Genomic DNA, 23,120 nt, shown 5'->3' on the forward strand with positions numbered 1-23,120 from the left:
GCGCCGCATCTGTCTGTCTCCCCAAAAAAACGGGAAAACAGTCAGCACACGCAGACACAAAGTACAACCCTCACGTGCCACTCTCAGGGCTTAACTGACGACACGCCGTAGTGGATTAGACGTTAAATTTCAACATGGCATTCAAAATACAGACAAATGCAGGAATGGAATTTTATTTCGGGGTTGGTAAGATTAACTTCCCTTGCCGCAGGTCCCCTTGTTTTAAAGCATTTTAGCTTTCATGATGTGGCAGGCATTTTTCATCCTTACCCAACAGGCCGTAATATGAACAAACGCGAACTTGGCCGAACAGGCATTATGGTCAGTGAGCTCTGCTTGGGCACAATGACATTTGGCCAGCAGAACACACAGGCCGAAGGGCATGCGCAACTTGATCTGGCGTTAGAGCGCGGAATTAACTTTATTGATACCGCCGAACTTTATGCCATTCCGCCACGGGCAGAGACCTATGGTGCGACCGAAACCATTATTGGGAACTGGCTTAAAGCAAAAGGTGGACGGGACAGGCTGGTTATTGCCAGCAAGGTTGTAGGGCGCTCTTCCTCCCCATGGTACCGCCCTGGCGGAGAACAAGCACGCCTGACCCCGCGCCAGATCCGCTATGCCCTTGAAGGCTCCCTGCGTCGCCTTGGAACGGATTATATTGATCTGTATCAGCTACATTGGCCCGATCGGTCCATAGGTTTGTTTGGCGAAGGTGGGACCACGTTCAAAAATCTTCCGCAAGATGACGGCGTGCCTGTGGAAGAAACCCTGAGTGTGTTGGGTGACCTTGTTGCTGAAGGCAAGATCCGCCATGTCGGCCTGTCGAATGAGACCGCATGGGGGGTGGCGAGCTTTCTGGCTGCTTCAAAAACTGGCTTGCCGCGCGTCGCCTCTATCCAGAACGCCTATAATCTGATCAATCGCACGTTTGAAATCGGGTTGGCGGAAATGGCTTTGCGTGAACATGTGGGGCTGCTTGCATACTCCCCCCTCGCACAAGGTTATCTGACAGGAAAATACCTTGATGGTGCCCGCCCGCCGGGTGCCCGTACAACTCTTTTCAATCGGGGGCAGCGTTACGAAAAACCGGGAGTGGACGAGGCAATTCGCGCGTACCATGAACTCGCACGGCAGGAGGATCTGGATCCAATTCAACTAGCCGTAGCTTTTGTAACAAGCCGGCCATTTGTTACGTCAAATATTATTGGCGCAACAAGCACTCTACAGCTTGAGGCTCTTCTGGCATCTCTTGATCTGGTTATAACCCCGGAACTGGAATCAAAGATAAACGCCATTCATCAAGTTCACTCCAACCCAGCCCCCTGAACTCTGTGCAAAAGAAGAGTTGTTACCGACCGCCAGCCATAACATGTGTGCCGCATGAAACTTAAAACCTACGTAAAAAAACTGGGCTTATCTATTGCCGCCAGTTCTGTTGTGGCCGGTCTGCAGATGCCACCGGCTTTAGCCATGCCGCCCAGTCCTGCGGCACAACATGTGCTGGATGAAGCGCGCCGCGTTGGTCTGGCCCGCTTTACCGCGCCAGACTTCAAGCCAGGTCTGATCCGGCATGTGGTCATGTTCCGTTTTAATCCGCGCGCTACGCAAGCAGAACGTCATGAGGTGACAAAACGTTTTGTCGCATTGGCCAGCCTTTCGCGCCGCCCAAATGGTGCTGCTGTTGTGGTCTCAATCGAGACCGGGCCACAGATGAGTGGCGAAAATGCAGATATTGGGCTGGAGCAGGCTTATTTGGTGACCTTCCGTTCAGAAGGTGATCGAAATTTTTATGTTGGCAGCCCGATCGTGTCCAACCCTCAATATTTTGATCCCGCGCATAATGCATTTAAATCTTTTGCAGGCTCATATTTGGAAAAAGTCGTTGTTTTTGATTTTCCAGTAATGCTTACAACGCAGAATTAACCAACAAACGGGATTCATATTTGTCTGTAATCCCGTTTTGTCATTGTCGTGTTTTGATTACAGTATGAGTATAATCACTGAATCTGCAAAACCTTCATCTTCCGGTACAGGGTGGCACGGCTAATACCCAGACTGCGGGCTGTGGCTGCTACATTCCCGTGGCTAGCGGCCAGCGCGGATCTGACAACACTTTCTTCGGCCTTCTGCAGGCTGATTTCAGAGCCGGCTTCCAACTCCGTCAACAGGTTGGGATGATCTTTGATCATATCGTCCGTCCATCCCATCATCTCGCGGGTCGCATGTGTAGCGCCAGTGACCTCCCCATCCGCATTAACGGCGACCAGAGGAGACGAGCAGCCTTCGGCCGGACCAAGGGTCAGAATTTTTTTACCGGCATACTGCTCCCTAAAAAGCTGCTCCTCTATGCGTCGTCCTGATTGTAGTAGTGTTTCCATTACCAGTGCTGCGTAAGGTTTTGTGCTGTTCCCACTTAATGCGGCCAGATTTAAAGCGCCTGCCACACGGCCCTGAGCATCAAAAACAGGGGCGGCATAACTGGCCAGTAGCGAAAAGCAAAAACGCCAGTGCTCACCCTGCCCCAGAAATATTGGACATTTTTCCTTTACGCAGGTTCCAACACCATTGGTGCCTGCTGCGGATTCATGCCAGATCGCACCTTTGCGCAAATGGAGCCTGCGGCAGACCGATAAATGGGTTTCATCCGCGCAACGTGCCAGAATGGTAGCGTCCGGGTCTGCCAGCAGGACCATAAGACCCATACCCTGCACCAGATCGAACAGTCGCCGCATTTCCCCCATGGCGGATTTGAGCAACAAGGATGAGCGGCCACTCGCTTGTCGGAATTCAGCTCCAGACAGCACATCGGCTATCCAACCCTGCGATGGGTCCAGATTATAGGCTGAGGCACAGCGCTCCCATGACTGCTGGATACATGTCTCGCTGGTCGCTGGAGCTTTTTCATTAACCGGGTGGGGCAGAATATCTTCTTCTGCCATTAGTACCCTGCTCTGGTTGCCATTCATGCAGTCTTCCACCAGTTAACCCGTAATTATCCTCTTCGCTTGCGACAAAGACATGATGTTTGAGTGCGCGGGGTGGATGATACTGCACATTATAACAAGATTTAAAGAAAATTTTATCTTATCCTGAAAGAATGCAATGTCTCTTATGCACTTCTTTTCACCAAAGATAAACCAACTTTACATAATAGGCATTGGTTTCGGGCGTGTTCCGCGCTTCCAGCGAGTGTGAATAGCGCCCGGTAATCGAGAAGTGTTGGGATACATTGTACATAAGCCCAAGGCCCAATGTTGTTTCCCGGCTGTTGGAATCATCAAGGTAACGTTTGGCGGAGTTATCGTAAGTGCCGGTAACATTCTGCCAGTCAAACGCAACAAACGGTTCGAGTTTTTTGGTGGCCTTCCAGCTAAAACGCAGGTTCGTGTAAAACACGACACCGGGCGAATAGCTATGTGCATTTTTGACGTGCTTGGTTGAACCAACAACGGTCCCGGCATCACCATCAAAACTGAAGTGTTTCCACTCATAGTCAAAAATAAAGCTGGAAATATTTGACCAGTAGTTGGGAGATGTCGCATCACGCGTGCCTACTGGCGTCTGCATAAAAGTCTGTATGCCAAAGGTGCTGTTCGCATTGGGTTTGAACCACGCGGCAGGCCCGACAATAGTTGGTCCAAGACCACCATAGTCCGTGCCATTGGCCAGAGAATAACTTTCGGACTGGATCAGTTCAAACGCAAATCCAACGTGGGGAATGGCTTCAAAACTGCGGAAATGCACATATTTGGTCATGCCCGCCCATGTGTGGCTACCACCACGGGCCTGACGCTGGCCAAGGCTGTTATATGTGCTGCCAGCGGCGTTACCATCCCCATACTGCACCAGCACGTTGAAAGGCTTGAAATCAACCGGCAGATCATACTCGTGTGGGCCAATAATGCCGAGCGTCACATCGGCAGCCCTGGCGGATGACGCATAAACCAGAACCACACCGGGTATGACGAGGCGAAGCAGAGAGCGTAGCCGCTCTGGCTTTTCTGTCAGACGCATCAGAAGGATTTCCGTATAAAAAAGAAACGGGGCTCCAGAAAAAATTAGGAGCCCCGCATGGAAGGCGCGTTACTGGGCTTTGGAGCCCTGTGCGCCATCGATCGTGTAAGCAATGATGTAATCACCGCTTCGGGTGCCAAGGCCCCCGTGGCCACCAGCGGCCATCACAATGTACTGCTTGCCACCAGCCTCGTAAGACATGGGGGTAGCCTGACCACCTGCTGGCAGACGGTCCTGCCAGATGACCTGACCGGTGGACAGGTCAAAGCCGCGCAGATAGTCGTCCGCTGTGGCGCCCATGAACACAACACCGCCCTTGGTCACAATGTTCCCGCCAATATTATACATGCCCGTGGGCAGCGGCAGGTTGTTGTGGGTACGGAAAGGTCCTGTGTCGCGGGTGGTGCCAACCGGGTGCTGCCAGACGATCTTCTTGGTAACAAGGTCGATCGCGGTCAGCGTGCCCCAAACCGGCCCTTTGCAGGGGATTTGCAGCGGGTTCAGCCATGGGTTGGTGTAGGCAATGTAAGGCGTGCCATAGTCAGGCGAGACAGACAGTGCGTCACCCTTTGCGGCGGGTTCTTCACCTTTACCATCCCACTTCGGCAGGGTGCCGGGTGCTTCCAGTGTCTGGCGTTTTTCCAGACGGATGCGGAACGGCAGGTAGCTCGCATTGGCCAGCAGAAGCTTACGCTGCGGGTCAATGGTAATGCCCTGCCAGTCTACAACGCCATAGAACGCAGGGTAGACAATGGTGGTCTTGCCCAGATGCGGCGGTGTGAACTGCCCTTCATATGCCGACTGACGATACTGGATACGGCAGATCATCTGGTCGAGCAGGGTAGCGCCCCACATATCCGACTCTTTTAGATTCGGTGGCGTAAGGGAAGGCATGGCCGTTGGGTATGGCTGCGTGGGAGAGACGCGGTCATCAGGTACGTGGCCAGCCGTTGGCACTGGTTTTTCCGCAATTGGATAGCCAGGAACGGGTTCACCCGTACGGCGGTCGAGCACAAAGAATTCACCACGTTTGGTGCTCTGCACCAGAGCGGGAATGCTTTCCCCGTTCGGGCCGGGCAGATCAACCATGGACGGGCCAGACGGAATGTCCATGTCCCACAGGTCATGGTGCACGGTCTGGTAAATCCAGCGGCGCTGGCCACTTTCAATATCCAGAGCAACTGTCGCGCTCGAAGATGCATCATCAAACGGACGGCGTGAACCACCCCAGTTATCGGGCGGGGAGTTGCCGGTAGGAATGTAAACCAGACCCAGATCAAGGTCAGCCGTGTAAACACCCCATGCGTTGGGTGTGTCACGCGTCAGAACATCATTGGGGCCAGGCTTCCACGTTTCGGGGTCATGCCCAACGTCCCATGCCCATTCGATGGCACCGGTGGTGGCATTAAACGCGCGGATGGCGCCAGAGGGTTCAAAGTTAGCCTGATTATCAAAAATCCAGCCACCAGTGATCACCCGGTTTTTGGCCACCATGGGAGGAGACGTAACAAAGTGGAAGCCATGGGGGACGTGGCCAAGGTAATCCCGCAGGGAGATAAAGCCGTGGTCACCAAAATCATCACACGGCTGGCCGGTCTCTGCATTCACGGCAACCATGCGTACGTCTGCAACCGGGGAATAAATACGGTTGCGGCAACTGGTCTGAATTTCATCTGGGATGTGGTAGTAAGAAACACCACGGCAGGCCAGATACACGTTTTTATCCAGATCAGCTGTTGCGGGTTTGGGATCAAACTTCCATTTGACCTTACCTGTCAGAGCATCCACTGCCATGACCCAGCTATGGGGGGTGCACATATAGAGTGTATCGCCCACTTTGATCGGGGTCAGTTCCAGATTGAACTCATGCCCCTGATCAGGCCCGGCAACCGTAGCTTCGCCATCCTGCTGCACGTCACCCGTACGGGTCATCCATGCGCGTTTGAGGTGACTGATATTGGCAGGTGTAATCTGCCCTACAGGAGAATAGCGATCCCCCCCGACCGTACGGCCGTAGGCTGACCAGTCCGCATCCGCCACACCATTGGATGTGAGGTCGGTCTGGCCTTGGGCTGCCATACGATCAGCCGGAACCGTGCCGTTAATGGAGTAAGATGCAAAGCAACTGGCGACAACCACAAGAGTGGAAATGCCAACAGCGCCCAGCACTTCACGCTTGTCCGTCAACCAGTCAGCACCCGTCCGCCAGACCCATGGCAGCAGGAGCCATGCACCAAGACCGATAAGGGTGAACAGGCGAACTTCCAGCCCCCAGATGTTGAAGCCAACTTCTACCAGCGACCAGATTGTTGCCAGCAGCAGCAGCGCTGCATACAGGCGGGTTGCCAGTTTGGGATTTTTAAAACCGCTGAAGGCGGAGGCCAGCATAACGCCGCCAGCCAGTATGTAGAACCATGACCCGCCAAGGACGAGCAGTTCAGCCCCCCCGAAAAACAGGAAAAGCCCGGTAAGAGCCAGTAAGGCTGAGGTTATGATTGAAAATAACCCCTTATTACTCTCTCGCATGTTGCGTTTCTCTCTGAATGTGTTCAGTCGGCCTGAATACGAAGGTCAGTTGCTACACTGCCCCTCGTCCATGGCCAATTTTGTCTGATGAACAGGAACCACCCAGAAATTGCCACCATTGACACAGCCTTGCTCACAGATGTTTGTAGCAAAAAACCTAACCTGTCTCAGATATGAGACAGATCAAGTGAGCAACGTTGATTGTAGGGTAAAAAAGGACCGGCTTTCCGCAGAACTCTGCTCCAAAGCCGCAACCCGGTAGATAAGGGGTATGAATGCACATCCCCTGATACCAAGGCTGAATGAAAAGTGGTGCGCCGGGCAGGACTTGAACCCGCGACCAAGCCGTTATGAGCGGCCCGCTCTAACCAACTGAGCTACCAGCGCACGATACACCCTAGGCATCTCTCATGAGGAGCGAAGCCTCGGCGCACGACACATACATATCATCTTGTTAGCTGAAAAGACAGAGCATGGCGGGGAGTAGGTGCTCAGGTGCTTTTTTTAGGTGCACACGAAAATTTATGACCATAGTCTCGTAGTTCAGTGCTCTCATGCGGTGCTGAGAACGCTCAAGGTGAACAGTTTTTTAATGAGCCTGATAGGCCAAGCTGTTCTATCGCTATTATCCTGCATCCAGCGTATAACTCGCTCTTCCGCTCAATTGACGGCTCATAAATGACCCGTCAATTGAGCCATTGCCGTCCTCTGCCACAGACTTCACACCCTTATGAAAGGCGCCCACGGCATGTCACCCTTCACACCGAACCAGGACCCTGATGGGTCTGTTCGCTGTCGAAGAGGGCGCGGGAGCGCCCTTTTTGATCGGCCCCTCCTGCTCATCTCTGGGGTATTTCGTCAATGACCGATAGCTGCAAGGTCTTGATGATTTTCCCACTTTTCAACGCAAGTTCATTCTGGAATTACAAGGAAGCCTGTGATCTTTCAGGCGCGCGCTACCCGGCCGCGCCGTTGGGTTTGATTACTGTTGCCGCACTGCTCCCGGATAATTGGGACGTCCGACTGGTCAACCGCAACACAGAGCTTTTGACCGATGCCGATTTTGACTGGGCAGATATGGTCATGACCGGCGGCATGCTGCCACAGCGCAATGATGCTCTGCGCATCATTGAGAGATGTCGGGCTTCTGGCAAACCTGTGGTGGTGGGTGGTCCAGACGTAACATCCAGTCCCGATCTGTATGCCGCTGCGAATTTTCAGGTTCTGGGTGAAGCTGAAGAGATTATGGATGATTTTGTCACAGCATGGCGTGCGGGCGCTGTGCAGGGTGTTTTTGAAGCGCCCATGGGCAAAACAGACGTTACCAAAAGCCCCCTTCCCCGCTTTGATCTGCTCAAGCTGGATCATTACCTGCATGTGGGCGTCCAGTTTTCTCGCGGATGTCCGTTTAGCTGTGAATTTTGCGATATTATTGAACTTTACGGGCGTGTGCCGCGTACCAAAACAAACAAACAGGTGCTGGCAGAACTGAATGCTCTGTATGCATTGGGTTACCGCGGGCATGTGGATTTTGTAGATGATAATCTGATTGGCAACAAAAAAGCTCTCAAAAAATTCCTGCCGGATCTTATGCTCTGGCAGACAGAGAATAAGTTTCCATTCGAATTTTCAACTGAAGCATCAATCAATCTGGCTGATGACGATGAGTTGCTTAAAGGTCTGGCGGATACGAATTTTTTTGCCGTCTTCGTGGGGATAGAAAGTCCGGATACGGACACTCTGGTGCTCATGCAAAAGAAGCAGAATACACGCCGTAGCCTGCAACAGAGCATTACCAAAATCCATGAGGCCGGAATTTTTGTGAATGCGGGATTTATCGTCGGCTTTGACAGCGAAAAAGGAAGTGTTGCTGCGGGCATGATCGAGTGTATCGAAGATACCGCGATCCCTGTGTGCATGGTGGGTCTGCTTTATGCCCTCCCCACCACGCAGTTGACCCGCCGCCTGCTGGCCGAAGGACGGCTTTTTTCAGGAAGTGAACAGACGCAATCTGGTGATCAGTGCACTGCCGGGCTGAACTTTGAAACAAAGCGCCCCCGGCGGGATGTTCTGAATGATTACAGAACGGTGCTTGATGCAATTTACAATCCGGTTGCGTATTTTGGCCGTGTACGTCGTCTGGGCCGCATGCTCAGGCGTGAACGGGCCCATAAGATGATCAAGGGCGACCTGCGTAGTTTTGGGCGGCTTCTCATGCGTATCCACCGCTCCGGACCAGGTGCTGCCGGACAATTCTGGCGCATGCTACTGGATTGCCTGATGCACAACCCCAAGGCCTTACCTTACGTGGTGATGGTCAGCGCGCTGTATCTGCACCTTGGTCCATTCTCCCGGCAGGTTGTTGATGAAATTGATCGGGAAATCGACAATATCGATCAGGGCAACTGGCAGGCCCCGCCCCTCATGTCATCACTCGAGGTCGCATGCGTTTCCGCTTGAGAAGCATGTGACAGACAGAAAGGTAACTTACCGGGATGCATGGACCAGTAAGTTACCACTTCCCTTCTCTGGTTAAATAATCAGAGAAGGGACTAGCTGACGCAGATATGCTCATATCTCCGTTTAGCAGGTCGATCCAGATCGCTCTGAAGGTTGGATACAAAACGGCACCATTATGAGCGGGAATGTTATGGCTTACTGGTACCCGGGCAGTTCTTGGTAGCCTGAACACGATGTATGGCGTCTAGTTTACCTTTTTCGCGGGCAAACTGTTCTTTTTTGTCTTCGTCCAGCATGCCTGAGAGCGGAACGCCTACGGCAAGGACTGTCCATGTGTCTGTTTTGTGGGCGCGCCTCTGGCTATTATAAAGCTGTGAAACGACATCGCCCTGCTTCAGTTCCGTCTCGCCAAGCTGCGGGCATGTTAAGCTGGCATATGTTGAATCTGGCACATACTCGGCTTTAATTTTATCAGGGCTTGTGGCACAGGCAGATAAGGCAAGGCCGAGCAGTGCAAACAGATATTTTTTCATACAATCCTCGTGGATGCGGGTTTGTTCATGCCCAACAAGATGAGCATGGAAATAATTACCCGCTTCTAACATTACAAAATATAAAGAAACAATGTGCAGCATTTAAAATCAAGGGTGTCGCATACCTATGCGCCCTTCACTTTTGCCAGTTTGCCCATTGGTGCAATTGGCTATGAAATTTCCAAGTGTGAGAGGCAGGTCAGATTGCCTGTGCTAACGTGCTGGATAGTAAGGCAAACCACATCGACCTTTGATGCAAGCTTACGAGTGGGCAGGCTAGTGCCCGCACTTGCAAATGAGACAGTTCATAAAAAGAGTAAGGATGTGGCGCAGATTAGAATGGTTCACAATATGAACCAATAGCGCTTATTATTATGTGAATTGTTTTCTGTAACCCGCAGAAAACTAGGGCAAACCGTGGTGGGTGCGACAGGGATTGAACCTGTGACCCCCGCCGTGTGAAGGCGATGCTCTACCGCTGAGCTACGCACCCGGTTTGTGTGCGCTAGATACATCCATCACGAATGTTTTGGCAAGAGGTGATTTGCCATTAAAGTTAAAAAAATCAAATATTTTGCTACCGGACTCTAACTGCCGGAATGAATAAGGAGAGGGTATGCTCTTTCAGGAGCAGGAAAAACGGGATTTTGTCACAAACCGGCGACTGGGCAGTTCTCTGGCCATGATTGCTGGAGCCGTGAATGTCGCAGGTTTTATGGATTTTGGTTATTACTGCGCCAATATGACGGGCAACGCCTCCGCCATGGCCCTCAATCTGCAAAATGGCAAATTGCTCGAAGGGTTCCGTGCAATGGAACTGGGGGGGAGTTTTGTCCTCGGGGCCATTGTCTGCACTTTTCTGGTCAACCGGGGGCGCAGTCGACACTGGCGTGCAGCGTATGCCTTTAGTATTCTAGTCGAAGCGGTCCTGTTGGCCCTATTGGGAGTTGCTAATGCCTTTACACTTTTTGGCGCGCACAGCTTTATTCCCGCATTAACGCTCTGCTTTCTCATGGGTTTGCAAAATGCAACTGTCACCCGTATCTCGGGCTCCGTTGTGCGGACCACGCATATTACCGGTATGCTAACTGACCTTGGGATGGAAATTGCCGACTGGCTTGGTGCATGGCGGAACAACCTGAGCACCGAACATCTGGATACGATCCGTCAGCGTCTCTGGTTACATTTGCAGATCATCTGCTGTTTTGTAGGCGGGGGTGTGGCCGGAGCCTTTGTATACCACGCATGGCCTGCTTGGTTTTTGTTCATAACCGCGGCCCTGCTGGCTTCATGTGCCCTGCCCGGTATTGTTACGAACGCCCTTTCTGTTACGACCAGAAGAGCCGGCTAGCGTTATCAGGGAACGCATTCTGTTCGCCGGACTGGCAACGCCAGTGCGGTTGCCAGTCCGGCGAACAGAGGGCTGACTTAAGCCAGCACTTCCGGGTTAAGGCGGTAGCCACCACCTTCAGTTACCAGCAGGGAGGCATGAGCAGGGTCTGGCTCAATTTTCTGGCGTAGGCGGTAAATATGGGTTTCCAGCGTGTGGGTGGTGACCGCTGCGTTGTAGCCCCAGACTTCATTCAGCAGAACCTGCCGGGGCACTGGGCGGGTGCCTGCACGGTACAGAAACTTCAGAATGGCTGTTTCTTTTTCAGTCAGCCGGATGCGGCGGTTTTTAACCGGTTCGAGCAACAGCTTGGCAGATGGGCGGAACGTGTATGGCCCGATTGAGAATACGGCGTCTTCGCTGTTTTCGAACAACCGCAACTGTGCGCGTAACCGAGCCAGAAGCTCGGCAATACGGAACGGTTTTGCCACGTAATCGTTGGCACCGGCATCCAGGCCGCGTACAATATCGGCTTCATCGTCCGAGCCGGTGAGCATGATCACCGGCATGCGCAGACCGTCCTTGCGCAGTTCCGCACAGAAATCCCGGCCATCGCCATCTGGTAATGAGACATCAAGCAAGATGGCATCACACCGGGCATCCGGGCCTTTCATTTTCTCGCGTGCTTCTGCAAGTGTGGCGGCTTCCAGAACCAGAAACTCGCCATCAACCTGCAACTGTTCCGTTAAAGCGCGGCGGATGACCTGATCGTCGTCAACAACCAAAATGGGGCGTGCACCCGTCATGTGGTTCCATCTCCTTGTGTCAGCCATCTAGAAGTGGCTGCCTGACCTATTCTTTTGCTATCGTGCCACGAATCTTCACATAACGTAAGAACCGACATGATACGTGAGCCGCATGGCAGGCCATGAGCAGAGGCAAGACATGAAGATGATCATACACCTGTGGCCCATGCCTGACAGCCGCAGCCACGCAAAACTGCAATGCGGGCACACAATAATGGCCGCAGTCATTGGTGAAAATGGCATTACAGACCAGAAGCGGGAAGGAGATATGGCCACACCTACTGGACAGTTTACTCTCCGAAAAGTGTATTATCGCGCCGACCGGACTCACCGACCGATCGCTGCCCTACCCGTGCAAGCCCTGCACCCCCATGACGGATGGTGCGACGACCCTCAATCCCCCCACTATAATCAACATATTACACTCCCAGATGCCGCCCGACATGAAGTCATGTGGAGAGAGGACGACCTTTACAACCTTGTGGTTGTAATCGGTTACAACGATGCACCTGCCCTGCCCGACCTTGGGTCTGCCATCTTCATGCACCTCCAACGCCCTGATCGCACACCGACGGAAGGATGCGTGGCCCTGACGGAGCAGGACCTGCGTGCTGTTCTACGATCTGGTGCGACGTCCATTGCCATACATGCCGTTGAGGGCTGAAGCCTGTGCTGTGGCCACTACCTATTTGGGCGGGGGCATAAGACCAATAGCCACCAGTCCCGCCCAGAAAGGAGGAGAGGCATCATCCTCCAGCGAGACTACGGTAATGGCTGCACCTTTCTGGATCATCAGAAAAATCAGGAAGTCACTGTTTTCCATCAGAAGACGTTCTTTGTTATCTTCCGTTATGTCCTTGGCGACAAAGCGCCAGCCCTGTTTGACCAGTGTTTCCAGCAAGGTGAAGTTCCATCCGGGTTGGCCCAGAACCTTCCCCCTCGCTTCACGGCTCAGACCACGATACTGGTCCAGACGGGCAACACCGGGACTGACCTGATACACGCGCTGGTGGCCAAAATGAGGGGCCAGATGAGCACAGACCAACCCATTGTAAATGGCGTCCGGTGTTGCGGTAATCAGATAATCGGCTGGACGTTCCTCCAGACTTTCCGCTCCTTCTTCGGACAGGACTTCCGTGCACAGGACGGGCACTCCGGCTTTTTGGGCGGGTGCCAGATCCCTTGCGGAACTGTCTACCAGTAGCACGGGGGTGCCGACGTTGTGCACCGCCTGAGCCAATTGGGTTGACCATTCACTGGCCCCCACAATAGCCAGTGCGGGTTGGTTGGACAGGGTCAGGTGCAATTTGCGTCCTAGCGGAATAAGCGAGAACCCATGCAAAATCATGGTTGAGGCGATCACAGCAAAAACTGCGGGCATGACCAGACCAGCACCGGGGTAGCCTGCATCTTGCAACCTTACTCCGGCAATACCGGCAACTGCGGCGGCGACAATGCCGCGCGGAGCAATCCAGCCAACAAAAAAGCGCTCTCGCCAACTCAGGCTGGAGCCCATGGTCGCAAGCCATATTCCCAACGGGCGAACCAGAAACAGAACCGCCAACGTTAATCCGCCAATAGACCACGAAATACTGGCCAGTTCGTTCCTTTGCAGATCCGCAGCCAAGAGCACAAACAGCACAGAGACAATCAGAACAACCAGCGCCTCCTTCATGCGCTGGAGTTCGCCCATTCCCGGAATACGCAGATTGGCCAGCCCCATCCCAAACACCGTGGATGCGATCAGCCCCGCGCCATCCATGCTCAGCGTGCCGACCACATACAGCATGAGTGCCAGTGTAATGAACAAAGGCATCTTCATAATGTCGGGCAAAAGGTCACGGACACATAGCCACCTGACACACCACGCCGTGCCAACGCCCAGCCCCATCATTAAGGCAGCACTCGCCAGCATGTGCGGAACAATCGCGGCAAAAACCGTGCCCGATCCCTCATCGGGATGCATGAGGAGGACTTCAAGCACCAAAGTGGCCAGAATTGCTCCGACCGGGTCGTTTAGAATAGCTTCCCAGCGTAAAAAGGCAGCAATACGGGGCTTGAGCTTGGCATGCCGTAGTAGAGGCAGCACAACCGTAGGACCTGTAACAACGACAATCGAGCCGAACAGGAACGCTGGCCCCCAGCCCATGCCGCCAATGTAATGTGCAGCCAGACTACCCAGTAGAAAATTAATGGGCAGAGCAACAAGTGTAAGGCGGAGAACACCTTCCCCGGCTTCCTTTAGCTGGCGGAAATCCAGCGCCAGACCGCCCTCAAAAACAATAAGGGCAACAGCAAGTGAAACCAGAGGATGAAAGGCCGAGCCGATCATTTCCGACGGGTGCATGACCTGAAGCACCGGTCCGTAAAGTAACCCGAGCGAGAACAGCAACACAATAGCGGGCAGCCGAAAGCGCCAGGCCGTCCATTGTGCGAGCATACTGCCGCCCAGCACAAAAAAGACGAAAATAATTACACTATCGGTCATGCAGGTCTATCTCGTGGTCAGATGTGAGCCATGTTTTTCGTGCCTAGAGCATACAGGCATGGAAGTTATACATCAAACTAAGAAGATAGACCGCAAAAGCGATGGATAAATACTATTTTATAGAAAACAATCAGGCTTCGGGTGCCTGCCGTTCAAGAACAGCCGCAAAAAAGCCGTCTGTCTCATCCCGGGCAGGGGTCAGGCTGATCATGGACATCTCGCGCAGAGCATCGGGCAGTGCTGGGGAGCCTGATGGCACAAGCCGAAAGTCGGGGTGACGGGCGATAAACTGCTCCACCTGCCCGGCATTTTCCGCTCTAAGAAGCGAGCATGTTGCATAGATCATACGACCGCCCGGCTTAACCAGCGCAGCTGCACGGTCCATGATGGCCGCCTGCTTGACCAGAAGTTCATCCAGATCCACCTGTGTCGTGCGGAAGCGGGCATCCGGGTTGCGGCGCCATGTGCCCGTACCACTGCATGGTGCATCGACCAGAACACGGTCAAATGAGGCCGCCCGTCTTTTGGCCCACTTGTCCCCTTCGGTCAGCAGGTGGCGCTCCACATTATGCACGCCTGCTCGACGAAGCCGCTTAACGGCTCCCTCCAGACGTACAACGGAAACATCACACGCAACAATATGGCCTTTGTTTTCCATCATCATGGCGAGAGCCAGTGTTTTACCCCCTGCCCCCGCGCAGTAGTCCAGAACGCGCATGCTGGGATCAACACCCGCCATGGCGGCAACAAGCTGGCTGCCTTCGTCCTGAATTTCGACCAGACCATCCCGAAACGGCTTGCTGGCAGTCACTGGCTGGCGCCCTTCCAGCCTGAGCCCCCAGGGGGAAAGCTTTGTTTCCTCCGCATGCAGCCCTTCACGTGCCAGTGCGTGCATGGCCTCCGACCGGGTTGTGCGCAGCATGTTGATCCGCAGGTCCAGCGATGCAGGGTCGGCCATGGCTTTTATTTCGGATTCAAGGCTGTCCCCAAAAGTTTCTTCCAGCTTGGGGAGTAGCCAGTCTGGCACTTCAAGCCGCACGGCACGCGGCATGTCGGCACAGTCAAGCTCCTTGCCGATCAGAGCAGTCAGAACAGCCTGTTCAGCCTCGCTCAGCGCTCCGGCGGCAAAACGGCCCCCACCATAGATGGAAACCAGTTTTTCCATGGGGGTTCGGTCAAACACCAACTGAGCACCGGCCAGCATACGGGGGTTGGCTATGCCCCCGTTCTGCTCAAGCCACCACCCCAGTCTGCGCCAGTTGCGCATGATGTCCCACACAAGGCCGGAAATAGCACGCCGGTCGCCGCCGCCAATATAGCGTCTTTCTCTGAAAAAGCTGTTGGCAACGGCATCCGCTGGTTTGCGTGGTGCCGCCTCCATGGCCACAAGCAGGTCAATGCTGGCGGCAAGTCTGGCAGTTGGTGTCATAAAGGAAGATCAGTCCTGACGATAATTAGGGGCTTCTCGCGTGATGGAAACATCATGCACGTGGCTTTCGCGCAGGCCAGCGCCTGTAATGCGGCGGAATTTGGCCCGCACCTGCAGATCACTGATCTCGCGCGAGCCAGTGTAGCCCATGCCAGCTTTCAGCCCGCCCACAAGTTGATGAATAACGGCGGACATGCTGCCCTTGTAGGGAACGCGACCTTCAATCCCTTCGGGCACAAGCTTGAGTGCGTCCTTGACCTCCTGCTGGAAGTAACGGTCCGCAGAACCACGCGCCATGGCGCCAAGGCTGCCCATGCCCCGGTAGGATTTGTAGGATCGGCCCTGATACAGGAAGACCTCGCCCGGGGCCTCTTCCGTGCCAGCCAGCAGGGAACCGATCATCACCACGTCCGCCCCGGCACCAATAGCCTTGACAATGTCGCCCGATGTGCGGATGCCGCCGTCTGCGATGCAGGGTACGTCCATTTCCTTACAGGCCAGAGACGTTTCCAAAATAGCCGAGAACTGGGGCACCCCAACACCCGCCACAATACGCGTGGTGCAGATGGAGCCCGGACCAATGCCGATTTTAACGCAGTCCGCCCCGGCTGAAACCAGTGCGCGGGCCGCTTCGGGTGTGGCGACGTTACCTGCGACGACCTGAATATCATCATCCAGAGCCTTCAGGCGTTCTACTGCGGCCAGAACGCCAGCAGAGTGGCCGTGGGCGGTATCGACTACCAGAACGTCCACCCCTGCGTCGATCAGCAGTTTGGCGCGGCTAAACCCATCTTCCCCTACGCCGGTTGCCGCAGCGCAGCGCAGACGGCCCATGCTGTCCTTGATGGCCAGCGGGTGCGCCACGGCCTTATCCATGTCTTTTACGGTAATAATACCAACACAGCGGTCCTCATCATCCACAACCAGCAGTTTTTCAATCCGGTGCTTGTGCAAAAGCTGGCGGGCGGTGTCCGGGTCTACGCCATTTTTAACCGTAACCAGACGGTCCTTGGTCATAAGCTCGGATACGCGCTGCGTGGGGTCAACAGCAAAGCGGGCATCCCGGTTGGTCAGAATACCTACCAGCTTCTGGGTGCCGGGCTGCACAACAGGCAGGCCACTAATGCCGTGCCGGTGCATGATCTCCCGCACTTCGGCCAGCGTCTGGTCCGGGCCAACCGTAACCGGGTTGACCACCATGCCTGATTCAAAGCGCTTGACCCGGCGCACATGCTCAGCCTGCTCTTCGGGTTTGAGGTTTTTATGGATAACACCCAGACCGCCCTGCTGCGCCATGGCAATGGCCATGCGCTCTTCCGTAACCGTGTCCATGGCAGAGGAAATAAGAGGGATGTTAAGCTCAATGGAGCGCGTCAGATGCGTACGCACCATGGTCTGACCTGGCACGACATCAGAAGCAGCCGGGACGACAAGAACATCGTCAAACGCCAGAGCTTCAGTAACACGGCTGTATGGAGAGGAAGTCATGCAGCGGGCACCCTTGCTGAATTACAACGTGGCGGGTTAACCCTGTAGCAAAGCACTGCCGCAGGTCACCCGACCTTTGGCGCTTCCTCTTATGACTTTGGTCGGGTGAACGCAAGCGCCCAAAGGCATTATTCACAATGTTTTTTAAAAAAGCGTTTTAAACGTGACACATGGCAACTGCCCCGAAGGGACAGGCCTGCCAGGGCAACCTGCCATGTTTATAGGAGTGATGCGTTATTTGCAGCTCACATTGTTACGGGTCATGCGGGCTTTCTGCTTCAGAAAGGCGACTTTGGGGGGGCGCGACGTTACCGCGCCCTCCACAATCAGGGCTTCGCGTTCCCATGCGCTCAGCAGCGTAATGCGCCAGCGTTCGCGAACGGCCTCACGCCAGCGGTTCGAGGTTTCCGCCTGAGCGGTTTGCACTGCCTGATGACCATACATGTTCGCCTCCTCCCATGCTGTAACCAGATATTACACGTAATAAAAACTGTTTGGGTGTGATTGTTTTGTGACGGGTTGTTTTTCATAACGGCGGCTATTGGCCTCGCGGATCAAACGCCACGGATGAACTGCTAACGCTTGTTTTGGCAGATGCAGATATGCGCGCCCTCTTCCATTTTCAGATTTGAACCGGGCGGCAAAGCACGTCATACTTTGCGGATGACCGACCGGATGCCGTTTATATTCCCCTGCCTTGCCGCTCTGGGCCTATTGACCAGCCCTCTGCCCCCGGCGTGGGCGGCAGAAGAACTGTCGGATAGCCATACTGGCGGCACACTGCGTATTCTTGCGCAAAGTAGCGCGGGCACGCTGGACCCACAGATATCCTACACCGCCCTGACCAAATTATTCGAAACACCGGTTTATGATACGCTCCTGACCTATCCCAAATTCTCTGGACCTGAGGCGCATCCGGTCATTGCCAATCTGGTTGAATCTGTGCCGATACCCGAGGATGGTGGCCGCACGTACCGCCTGACCCTGCGGGAAGGATTACATTTTTCCAATGGTAAACCCGTGACGGTGGAAGACGTGGCAGCGTCCTTCCGGCGGCTTTTCAAGGTTGGAAGTCCAACAGCCGGGCCATATTACGGGGCCATTATTGGCGCGCAGGACTGTCTGGAAAACCCGGGGACATGCACACTGGCTGGCGGTGTAGAAACAAACGCCAGCACACGGCAGATTATTTTCAGGCTCAACGCGCCAGACCCCGAGTTTCTGGACCGGTTGGCCTGGATGCATGCTGCTATTCTGCCAGCCGACACGCCTGTGCGTGACATGGGTAATACCCCCATCCCCGGAACAGGCCCCTACCGCATTGCCGAGTATGACCCAACCAGCCTTTTACGCATGGAGCGCAACCCGTTTTTTCATGAATGGTCGCATGACGCGCAACCTGCGGCCTATCCTGACGAAGTCCGGGTTTCCTTCGGTCTGGATGGAGAGTCTGCGGTCACGGCTGTCGAAAATGGGCAGGCGGACTGGATGTATGAAAACGTACCTCTGGACCGGTTAGGTGAGGTCGGAAGTCGTTACGCTGATCAGGTTCGTCTGTACGCTCCCCTTCTGTCCTATTTTGCTATGCTGAATGTGCATGAACCCCCATTTACGTCACTCAAGGTCCGTCAGGCTCTCAATTACGCCGTAAACCGTCATGCCATGATCATTTACAGGGGAGGTCCGGCCGTGGCCTCACCTTTATGCCAGATTCTGCCCGATGGCACGCCGGGCTATGAACCCTTCTGCTTTTACACCCAAGGTGCTTCCCCAACGAACCCATCTGCGGACTGGGTAAAACCGGACATGGATGCCGCCCGCCGTCTGGTCAGGGAAAGTGGCATGGCAGGGCAAAAGATCTCCATTATTGTGCCATCCGAGCAGCACGGAAATGCTACGGCGGAAGACATACGCAATACGCTGGAAATGTTGGGGTTCAAGGCAACAGTCCGTAGCATAAGCCCTGCCATTGCATTTACGTATATCCAGAATACACAAAACCATTTTCAAATTGCACTGGCGGGTTGGAATGCCGACTACCCTTCCGCCTCCAGCTTTTTGCAAACCCTGTTTTCTTGCGAGACCTTTCACCCCAACTCCGATAACTCGCCCAATTATTCTGGTTTTTGCGACCCTCATATTGATCAACTCATGCATAAAGCCGCCCTACTGGCACTAACAGATAGAACAGCCAGTAATCATGCATGGTCCGAAGTGGACCGGGAGGTTATGGCGCAGGCTCCCATTGTTCCACTCTCTCAAACACAACGGGTTGTTCTGTTATCGCGCCGTGCCAGAAACGTCACTATTACTCTGAATGATGAAATTCTTTTTTCGCAAATTCAGGTGCAATAGTCCGACTTGCATTATGCCGCCTGTTGCACCTGCCGCACCACATCATGAATAAAACGGAGTTTTGTGCGCACTCCCGCTGTGAGCACAAAAGGATAAAAATCGGTCAATCCCATGGACCTGTTCAGACTGTTGACCGCGTAGGTAAGCGGTAGCCATGCCTCTATGATTTCATCAAACGGCATGTGCAGATAAGGGTCATTTTTATGGGTTAGAATGGCTTGTCCATCAACCTTGGGGCCAATGGTCATGTCATAAGACAATGCGGTCTCCAGCGTGGAAACAATATGGAAATAATGCGCCCATGTTTCCGCAAAATCTTCCCACGGATGAGACATGGCATAAAGGCTGACATAATGTTCCCGCCAGTTCCCCGGTGCTACGCGTGCATAGTGGTTTTGTAGTGCTGTCTGATAATCCATCCGGTCATCACCAAATACAGCGCGGCATGCTTCCAGCCGTCCCCCATCACGAATAAGAACATTCCAGTAGTAATGACCAATCTCATGCCGGAAGTGGCCTAAAAGGGTGCGGTAATACTCTCCCATTTCCACACGCATGCGCTCCCTGTAGGCGTCGTCTGCCTCTTTGGTCGCAATTGTGATCACGCCGTTGCTATGGCCTGTCATGATAGGCAGGCTGCCTTGCGGAGAGTCATCGAGAAAATCGAATGCCAACCCTTCCTGCGGGTCCTGCCGTCGGTTTTTGACCGGGAGTTTTAAGCGCAGAATAGTGTAGAACAGGCGGTGTTTGGCAATTTCCAGTTTATGCCACCGTTCCATGTTCCCCGGTATGTTCAGGTTGGGAATAACCCGGTTGAACTGGCATGCAAAACAGAACGCCCCATTGCCCTGCAAAGGTGGAGCCAGCCAATTACACACGTCGTAGATGTGATTGGTACAGAAAGCTCGGGGCTCATCACCCGTGTCGCAATCCACCGCGCGGAAAAGGTTCCCTGCCACGGGGGTGAGCGCCGTCAGACAGGCGCTTTCGGGCATGAAGCCTAACGGGACATGGCACTGGTCACAGCGGGTATTTTCAAAAAACAGTAATTGCCCACAGGATTGGCAGGTAAAGCGCTTCATCCTGCACTTCCTTTTAACATTCAGCGGCCAAAGGTTTATTGTTTGTATTTCTTATCACGTAAACAGACGTTCCACCTTCATGGAAACATTAAATGTTGCATTACATCGGTCCAGCAAGCCCGAAACAGGAGCTGCGTTTTCCGGTCTGGCGGCAACTGCGAGAGGAATATGCCCCTCCCCGGTCAGCAGGCCCGAGGTCGTATCAAACCCTAACCAGCCACGTTCGGGTATAAAAATCTGTGCCCATGCGTGGAGTTCCCCGGTCAGAACTTCTTCTGTATCCGCAGTCAGGGCGCTTTGGATAAGGTAGCCCGAGACAAACCGGGCAGCATGCCCCAGATACCGAGCCATATTAACAAAAAGCCAAGCACTGTCGCGGCAGGAGCCAGCCCCATTGCGTAGTGTTTCTTCCGGTGACCATACGCCCGGCTCCAGGCGGCGCTGATAGCTGACCTGTCTGGCAATGCCACGATTAATCGCCATCATATCCCCCAGCATATCCCCCCCCCACTCCCACGGAGTAATGGGAGAGAAAGTCACGGACCTCCGGCCCACAATCTGGTGGAATGGAATAAACATCCAGAGGGCTATCATCCTGATCTTCACGCGAGCGGGTCTGGAGTAGCGGGTCATAGAAGGTCATGTCCGCGATCAGAGAGACTTCGATGTCAAAATGTGTCAGGCGGTCAAAAAAACCGATACAGGCAACATCATTCCCACAGGCATCACGCTCCCATCGCAGATTAAACCCCTCAGGCCGGATATGCAGGGCGTAGGATTCAATGGGGGTGCGGCTCGTTTCCATTGGGCGCAGGCGTATTGTCTGAGGCCCCATGGCCACGGGGCGATCGTAACGATAGCAGGTCCTGTGCAAAAGCGTTACGTGTGAACTCATCAGAAATACGGTCCTGCTCTTTTTGCGACCTGACGCAATGTGCCGCTGATATCTGTTTGGTATCAGAACAATAATTCAGCGCAAAATCATAACATTCTGTGCACGGCACGCAAGGGACCCATGCGGGTTTGTTCAAACAAAATGTGAGTGCGTATTTTGTGCTTGGCAAATGCCGGAAATCCTGCTCCGTTAATGCATATTCGAAACGTTTTGGCGGGCCGGACCCTTCATTCTTCAGTCCCGAACGCCAGATGGGAGGCTTTTATGACGAACGCCCTACACCTTGCCCCTCCCCTAACGCGCGGACTGCTGGATAATTACGCAACTCCCGATTTTTATTGCGAATTGATGAACCGCAAATCTTCTTCGCCACCCATTATCGATTGCGTAAAAAAACGTCTGTCCGCATTACAAATACAGGAACTCAAAAACAGAACCGCCTCGGCAGAAGCACAGCTTTATAGAATGGGCATAACCTTTACCGTCTATACAGATCGGGAGGCTATTGACCGTATTTTGCCTTTTGACGCCATTCCACGTATTATTACAGCAGATGAATGGCAACATATTGAACGCGGCGTTCAACAACGTATTCAAGCCATCAATCTGTTCTTGCATGATATTTACCATGAGCAGCACATCCTGAAAGATGGTGTGGTCCCAGCCGAGCTTGTGCTGCAGAATGCCAATTACTGTCAGGCCATGGTCGGTCTGTCCGTGCCCGGCGGGGTTTATGTCCATATTAATGGCACAGATCTTATTCGTGACCAGCAGGGGCGTTTCCTAGTGCTGGAGGATAATGCGCGTACGCCCTCTGGCGTATCGTACGTCATAGAAAACAGACATATGATGCTCAGGCTCATGCCCGATCTGGCCTCCGGCTTGCCCATACGCTCGGTTGAGGAATACGGCCCACGCCTGCACCATGCATTGTGCGAAGTCGCACCCGAAGGCGTGCATGACCCGCAGGTCGTCCTGCTCTCCCCCGGTATTTATAATTCCGCGTATTTTGAGCATGTCTTTTTATCGCGTGAAATGGGCGTTCCCCTTGTGGAGGGCCGGGACCTGTTCGTGGATGACCATAAGGTGTTCATGCGCACGGTCATGGGGCCAAAACCCGTGCATTCCATTTACCGCCGTCTGAATGATGAATTCCTCGACCCACTTGCGTTTAACCCTGACAGTCTTCTGGGCGTGCCGGGGCTCGTGGAAGCCTACAGACGGGGCAATGTAACGCTCGCCAACGCTCTGGGGACGGGCGTTGCAGATGACAAAGCCGTTTACGCTTATATGCCGCGCATTATCCGCTACTATCTGGATCAGGAGCCAATTCTGGATAGTGTGGAAACACACATATGTGCAGAGCCGGAAGGACTGGCCTATACGCTAGCAAATCTCGACAAACTGGTTGTTAAACCCGTTGGTGAATCCGGTGGGTATGGTCTGATTATTGGCCCACAGGCAACTCAGGCGGAGCTGGACGATTTTAGCCAGAAATTACGCAACAATCCGGGGAACTACATAAGCCAACCCACTATTGGGCTGTCTGTTACGCCAACGCTCTGTGGCAACGCGGTGGAGGCCCGCCATGTTGACCTAAGTGTCTGACCGAAAATGAGTTGAGTGATTTCAGTGGATTATGATTCATGGGTTTGCGATAACCTGATGAGATCAAGATGGCCTGGACTGAAATCACCCGCGCGCAGTA

At 53.8% G+C, this 23,120-nt stretch carries 18 protein-coding genes, 2 tRNA genes and 1 pseudogene; 7 read left to right on the plus strand and 14 right to left on the minus strand.

The window, feature by feature from the left end:
* Positions 1 to 285: 285 nt before the first annotated feature.
* Entirely contained in the window at positions 286 to 1,332 is a 1,047-nt protein-coding gene (locus GOB86_RS11895) for an aldo/keto reductase (protein WP_165992569.1), read from the plus strand.
* A gap of 126 nt (positions 1,333 to 1,458) precedes the next feature.
* Positions 1,459 to 1,929 (plus strand): Dabb family protein, encoded by a 471-nt coding sequence (locus tag GOB86_RS11900; RefSeq protein ID WP_165992592.1) that lies wholly within the window; start codon positions 1,459 to 1,461, stop codon positions 1,927 to 1,929.
* 74 nt (positions 1,930 to 2,003) lie between these two features.
* Here the strand turns inward: GOB86_RS11900 and GOB86_RS11905 are convergent, their stop codons facing one another.
* From GOB86_RS11905 to GOB86_RS11920, 4 genes are all read right to left on the minus strand, one after another.
* Positions 2,004 to 2,945, minus strand: coding sequence for a helix-turn-helix domain-containing protein (locus GOB86_RS11905; RefSeq protein WP_165992570.1), 942 nt, complete (start codon positions 2,943 to 2,945; stop codon positions 2,004 to 2,006).
* A 184-nt stretch (positions 2,946 to 3,129) separates the two neighbouring features.
* Complete coding sequence (locus tag GOB86_RS11910; RefSeq protein WP_165992572.1) at positions 3,130 to 4,020, minus strand: transporter; 891 nt, start codon at positions 4,018 to 4,020, stop codon at positions 3,130 to 3,132.
* Positions 4,021 to 4,089: 69 nt separating this feature from the next.
* On the minus strand, positions 4,090 to 6,546 hold the full coding sequence (locus tag GOB86_RS11915; protein ID WP_165992574.1) for a membrane-bound PQQ-dependent dehydrogenase, glucose/quinate/shikimate family: 2,457 nt from the start codon (positions 6,544 to 6,546) through the stop codon (positions 4,090 to 4,092).
* Between the two features lie 310 nt (positions 6,547 to 6,856).
* Positions 6,857 to 6,933 (minus strand) — tRNA-Ile (locus GOB86_RS11920).
* Positions 6,934 to 7,407: 474 nt separating this feature from the next.
* On the opposite strand from GOB86_RS11920, the gene GOB86_RS11925 reads away from it, so the two are divergent.
* Positions 7,408 to 9,006, plus strand: a complete 1,599-nt coding sequence (locus GOB86_RS11925; protein ID WP_165992576.1) for a B12-binding domain-containing radical SAM protein — start codon at positions 7,408 to 7,410, stop codon at positions 9,004 to 9,006.
* Positions 9,007 to 9,194: 188 nt separating this feature from the next.
* Here GOB86_RS11925 and GOB86_RS11930 read toward each other — a convergent pair whose 3' ends face one another.
* Entirely contained in the window at positions 9,195 to 9,641 is a 447-nt protein-coding gene (locus GOB86_RS11930) for a hypothetical protein (protein WP_242012646.1), read from the minus strand.
* A 316-nt stretch (positions 9,642 to 9,957) separates the two neighbouring features.
* Positions 9,958 to 10,032, minus strand: a tRNA-Val gene (locus tag GOB86_RS11935).
* Positions 10,033 to 10,155: 123 nt separating this feature from the next.
* Between GOB86_RS11935 and GOB86_RS11940 the strand changes: the two genes are divergently transcribed.
* Positions 10,156 to 10,890, plus strand: a complete 735-nt coding sequence (locus GOB86_RS11940; RefSeq protein WP_165992578.1) for a YoaK family protein — start codon at positions 10,156 to 10,158, stop codon at positions 10,888 to 10,890.
* A gap of 77 nt (positions 10,891 to 10,967) precedes the next feature.
* Here GOB86_RS11940 and GOB86_RS11945 read toward each other — a convergent pair whose 3' ends face one another.
* On the minus strand, positions 10,968 to 11,675 hold the full coding sequence (locus tag GOB86_RS11945) for a response regulator transcription factor (protein WP_165992580.1): 708 nt from the start codon (positions 11,673 to 11,675) through the stop codon (positions 10,968 to 10,970).
* Positions 11,676 to 11,820: 145 nt separating this feature from the next.
* On the opposite strand from GOB86_RS11945, the gene GOB86_RS11950 reads away from it, so the two are divergent.
* On the plus strand, positions 11,821 to 12,339 hold the full coding sequence (locus GOB86_RS11950) for a L,D-transpeptidase family protein (protein WP_165992596.1): 519 nt from the start codon (positions 11,821 to 11,823) through the stop codon (positions 12,337 to 12,339).
* A gap of 21 nt (positions 12,340 to 12,360) precedes the next feature.
* On the opposite strand, the gene GOB86_RS11955 is transcribed toward GOB86_RS11950, so the two are convergent.
* From GOB86_RS11955 to GOB86_RS11970, 4 genes are all read right to left on the minus strand, one after another.
* Positions 12,361 to 14,163, minus strand: coding sequence for a cation:proton antiporter (locus GOB86_RS11955; RefSeq protein WP_165992581.1), 1,803 nt, complete (start codon positions 14,161 to 14,163; stop codon positions 12,361 to 12,363).
* A gap of 130 nt (positions 14,164 to 14,293) precedes the next feature.
* Positions 14,294 to 15,592: an RsmB/NOP family class I SAM-dependent RNA methyltransferase gene (locus GOB86_RS11960; RefSeq protein ID WP_165992582.1), complete on the minus strand. Its 1,299-nt coding sequence runs from the start codon at positions 15,590 to 15,592 to the stop codon at positions 14,294 to 14,296.
* 9 nt (positions 15,593 to 15,601) lie between these two features.
* Positions 15,602 to 17,080, minus strand: a complete 1,479-nt coding sequence (gene guaB / locus GOB86_RS11965; RefSeq protein WP_165992583.1) for an IMP dehydrogenase — start codon at positions 17,078 to 17,080, stop codon at positions 15,602 to 15,604.
* 234 nt (positions 17,081 to 17,314) lie between these two features.
* Positions 17,315 to 17,524: a hypothetical protein gene (locus GOB86_RS11970; RefSeq protein WP_165992585.1), complete on the minus strand. Its 210-nt coding sequence runs from the start codon at positions 17,522 to 17,524 to the stop codon at positions 17,315 to 17,317.
* A gap of 219 nt (positions 17,525 to 17,743) precedes the next feature.
* Here GOB86_RS11970 and GOB86_RS11975 point away from each other — a divergent pair, with 219 nt between their 5' ends.
* Positions 17,744 to 19,435, plus strand: coding sequence for an ABC transporter substrate-binding protein (locus tag GOB86_RS11975; RefSeq protein WP_242012647.1), 1,692 nt, complete (start codon positions 17,744 to 17,746; stop codon positions 19,433 to 19,435).
* An 11-nt stretch (positions 19,436 to 19,446) separates the two neighbouring features.
* Here the strand turns inward: GOB86_RS11975 and GOB86_RS11980 are convergent, their stop codons facing one another.
* The 3 genes from GOB86_RS11980 to GOB86_RS16625 are packed head-to-tail and all read right to left on the minus strand — an operon-like array spanning position 19,447 to position 21,412.
* Complete coding sequence (locus GOB86_RS11980) at positions 19,447 to 20,517, minus strand: zinc-binding metallopeptidase family protein (RefSeq protein WP_165992588.1); 1,071 nt, start codon at positions 20,515 to 20,517, stop codon at positions 19,447 to 19,449.
* 54 nt (positions 20,518 to 20,571) lie between these two features.
* Positions 20,572 to 21,057, minus strand: a complete 486-nt coding sequence (locus GOB86_RS16620; RefSeq protein ID WP_408737369.1) for a transglutaminase-like domain-containing protein — start codon at positions 21,055 to 21,057, stop codon at positions 20,572 to 20,574.
* Complete coding sequence (locus tag GOB86_RS16625; RefSeq protein WP_408737370.1) at positions 20,990 to 21,412, minus strand: transglutaminase N-terminal domain-containing protein; 423 nt, start codon at positions 21,410 to 21,412, stop codon at positions 20,990 to 20,992. Before GOB86_RS16625 ends, GOB86_RS16620 begins: the two co-directional genes overlap by 68 nt.
* Positions 21,413 to 21,676: 264 nt before the next feature.
* Between GOB86_RS16625 and GOB86_RS11995 the strand changes: the two are divergent.
* Positions 21,677 to 23,011, plus strand: a pseudogene (locus GOB86_RS11995) (circularly permuted type 2 ATP-grasp protein); the annotation flags it as partial.
* Positions 23,012 to 23,120 lie beyond the last annotated feature (109 nt).

Source organism: Acetobacter lambici, from assembly GCF_011516885.1.
Lineage (GTDB): Bacteria > Pseudomonadota > Alphaproteobacteria > Acetobacterales > Acetobacteraceae > Acetobacter > Acetobacter lambici.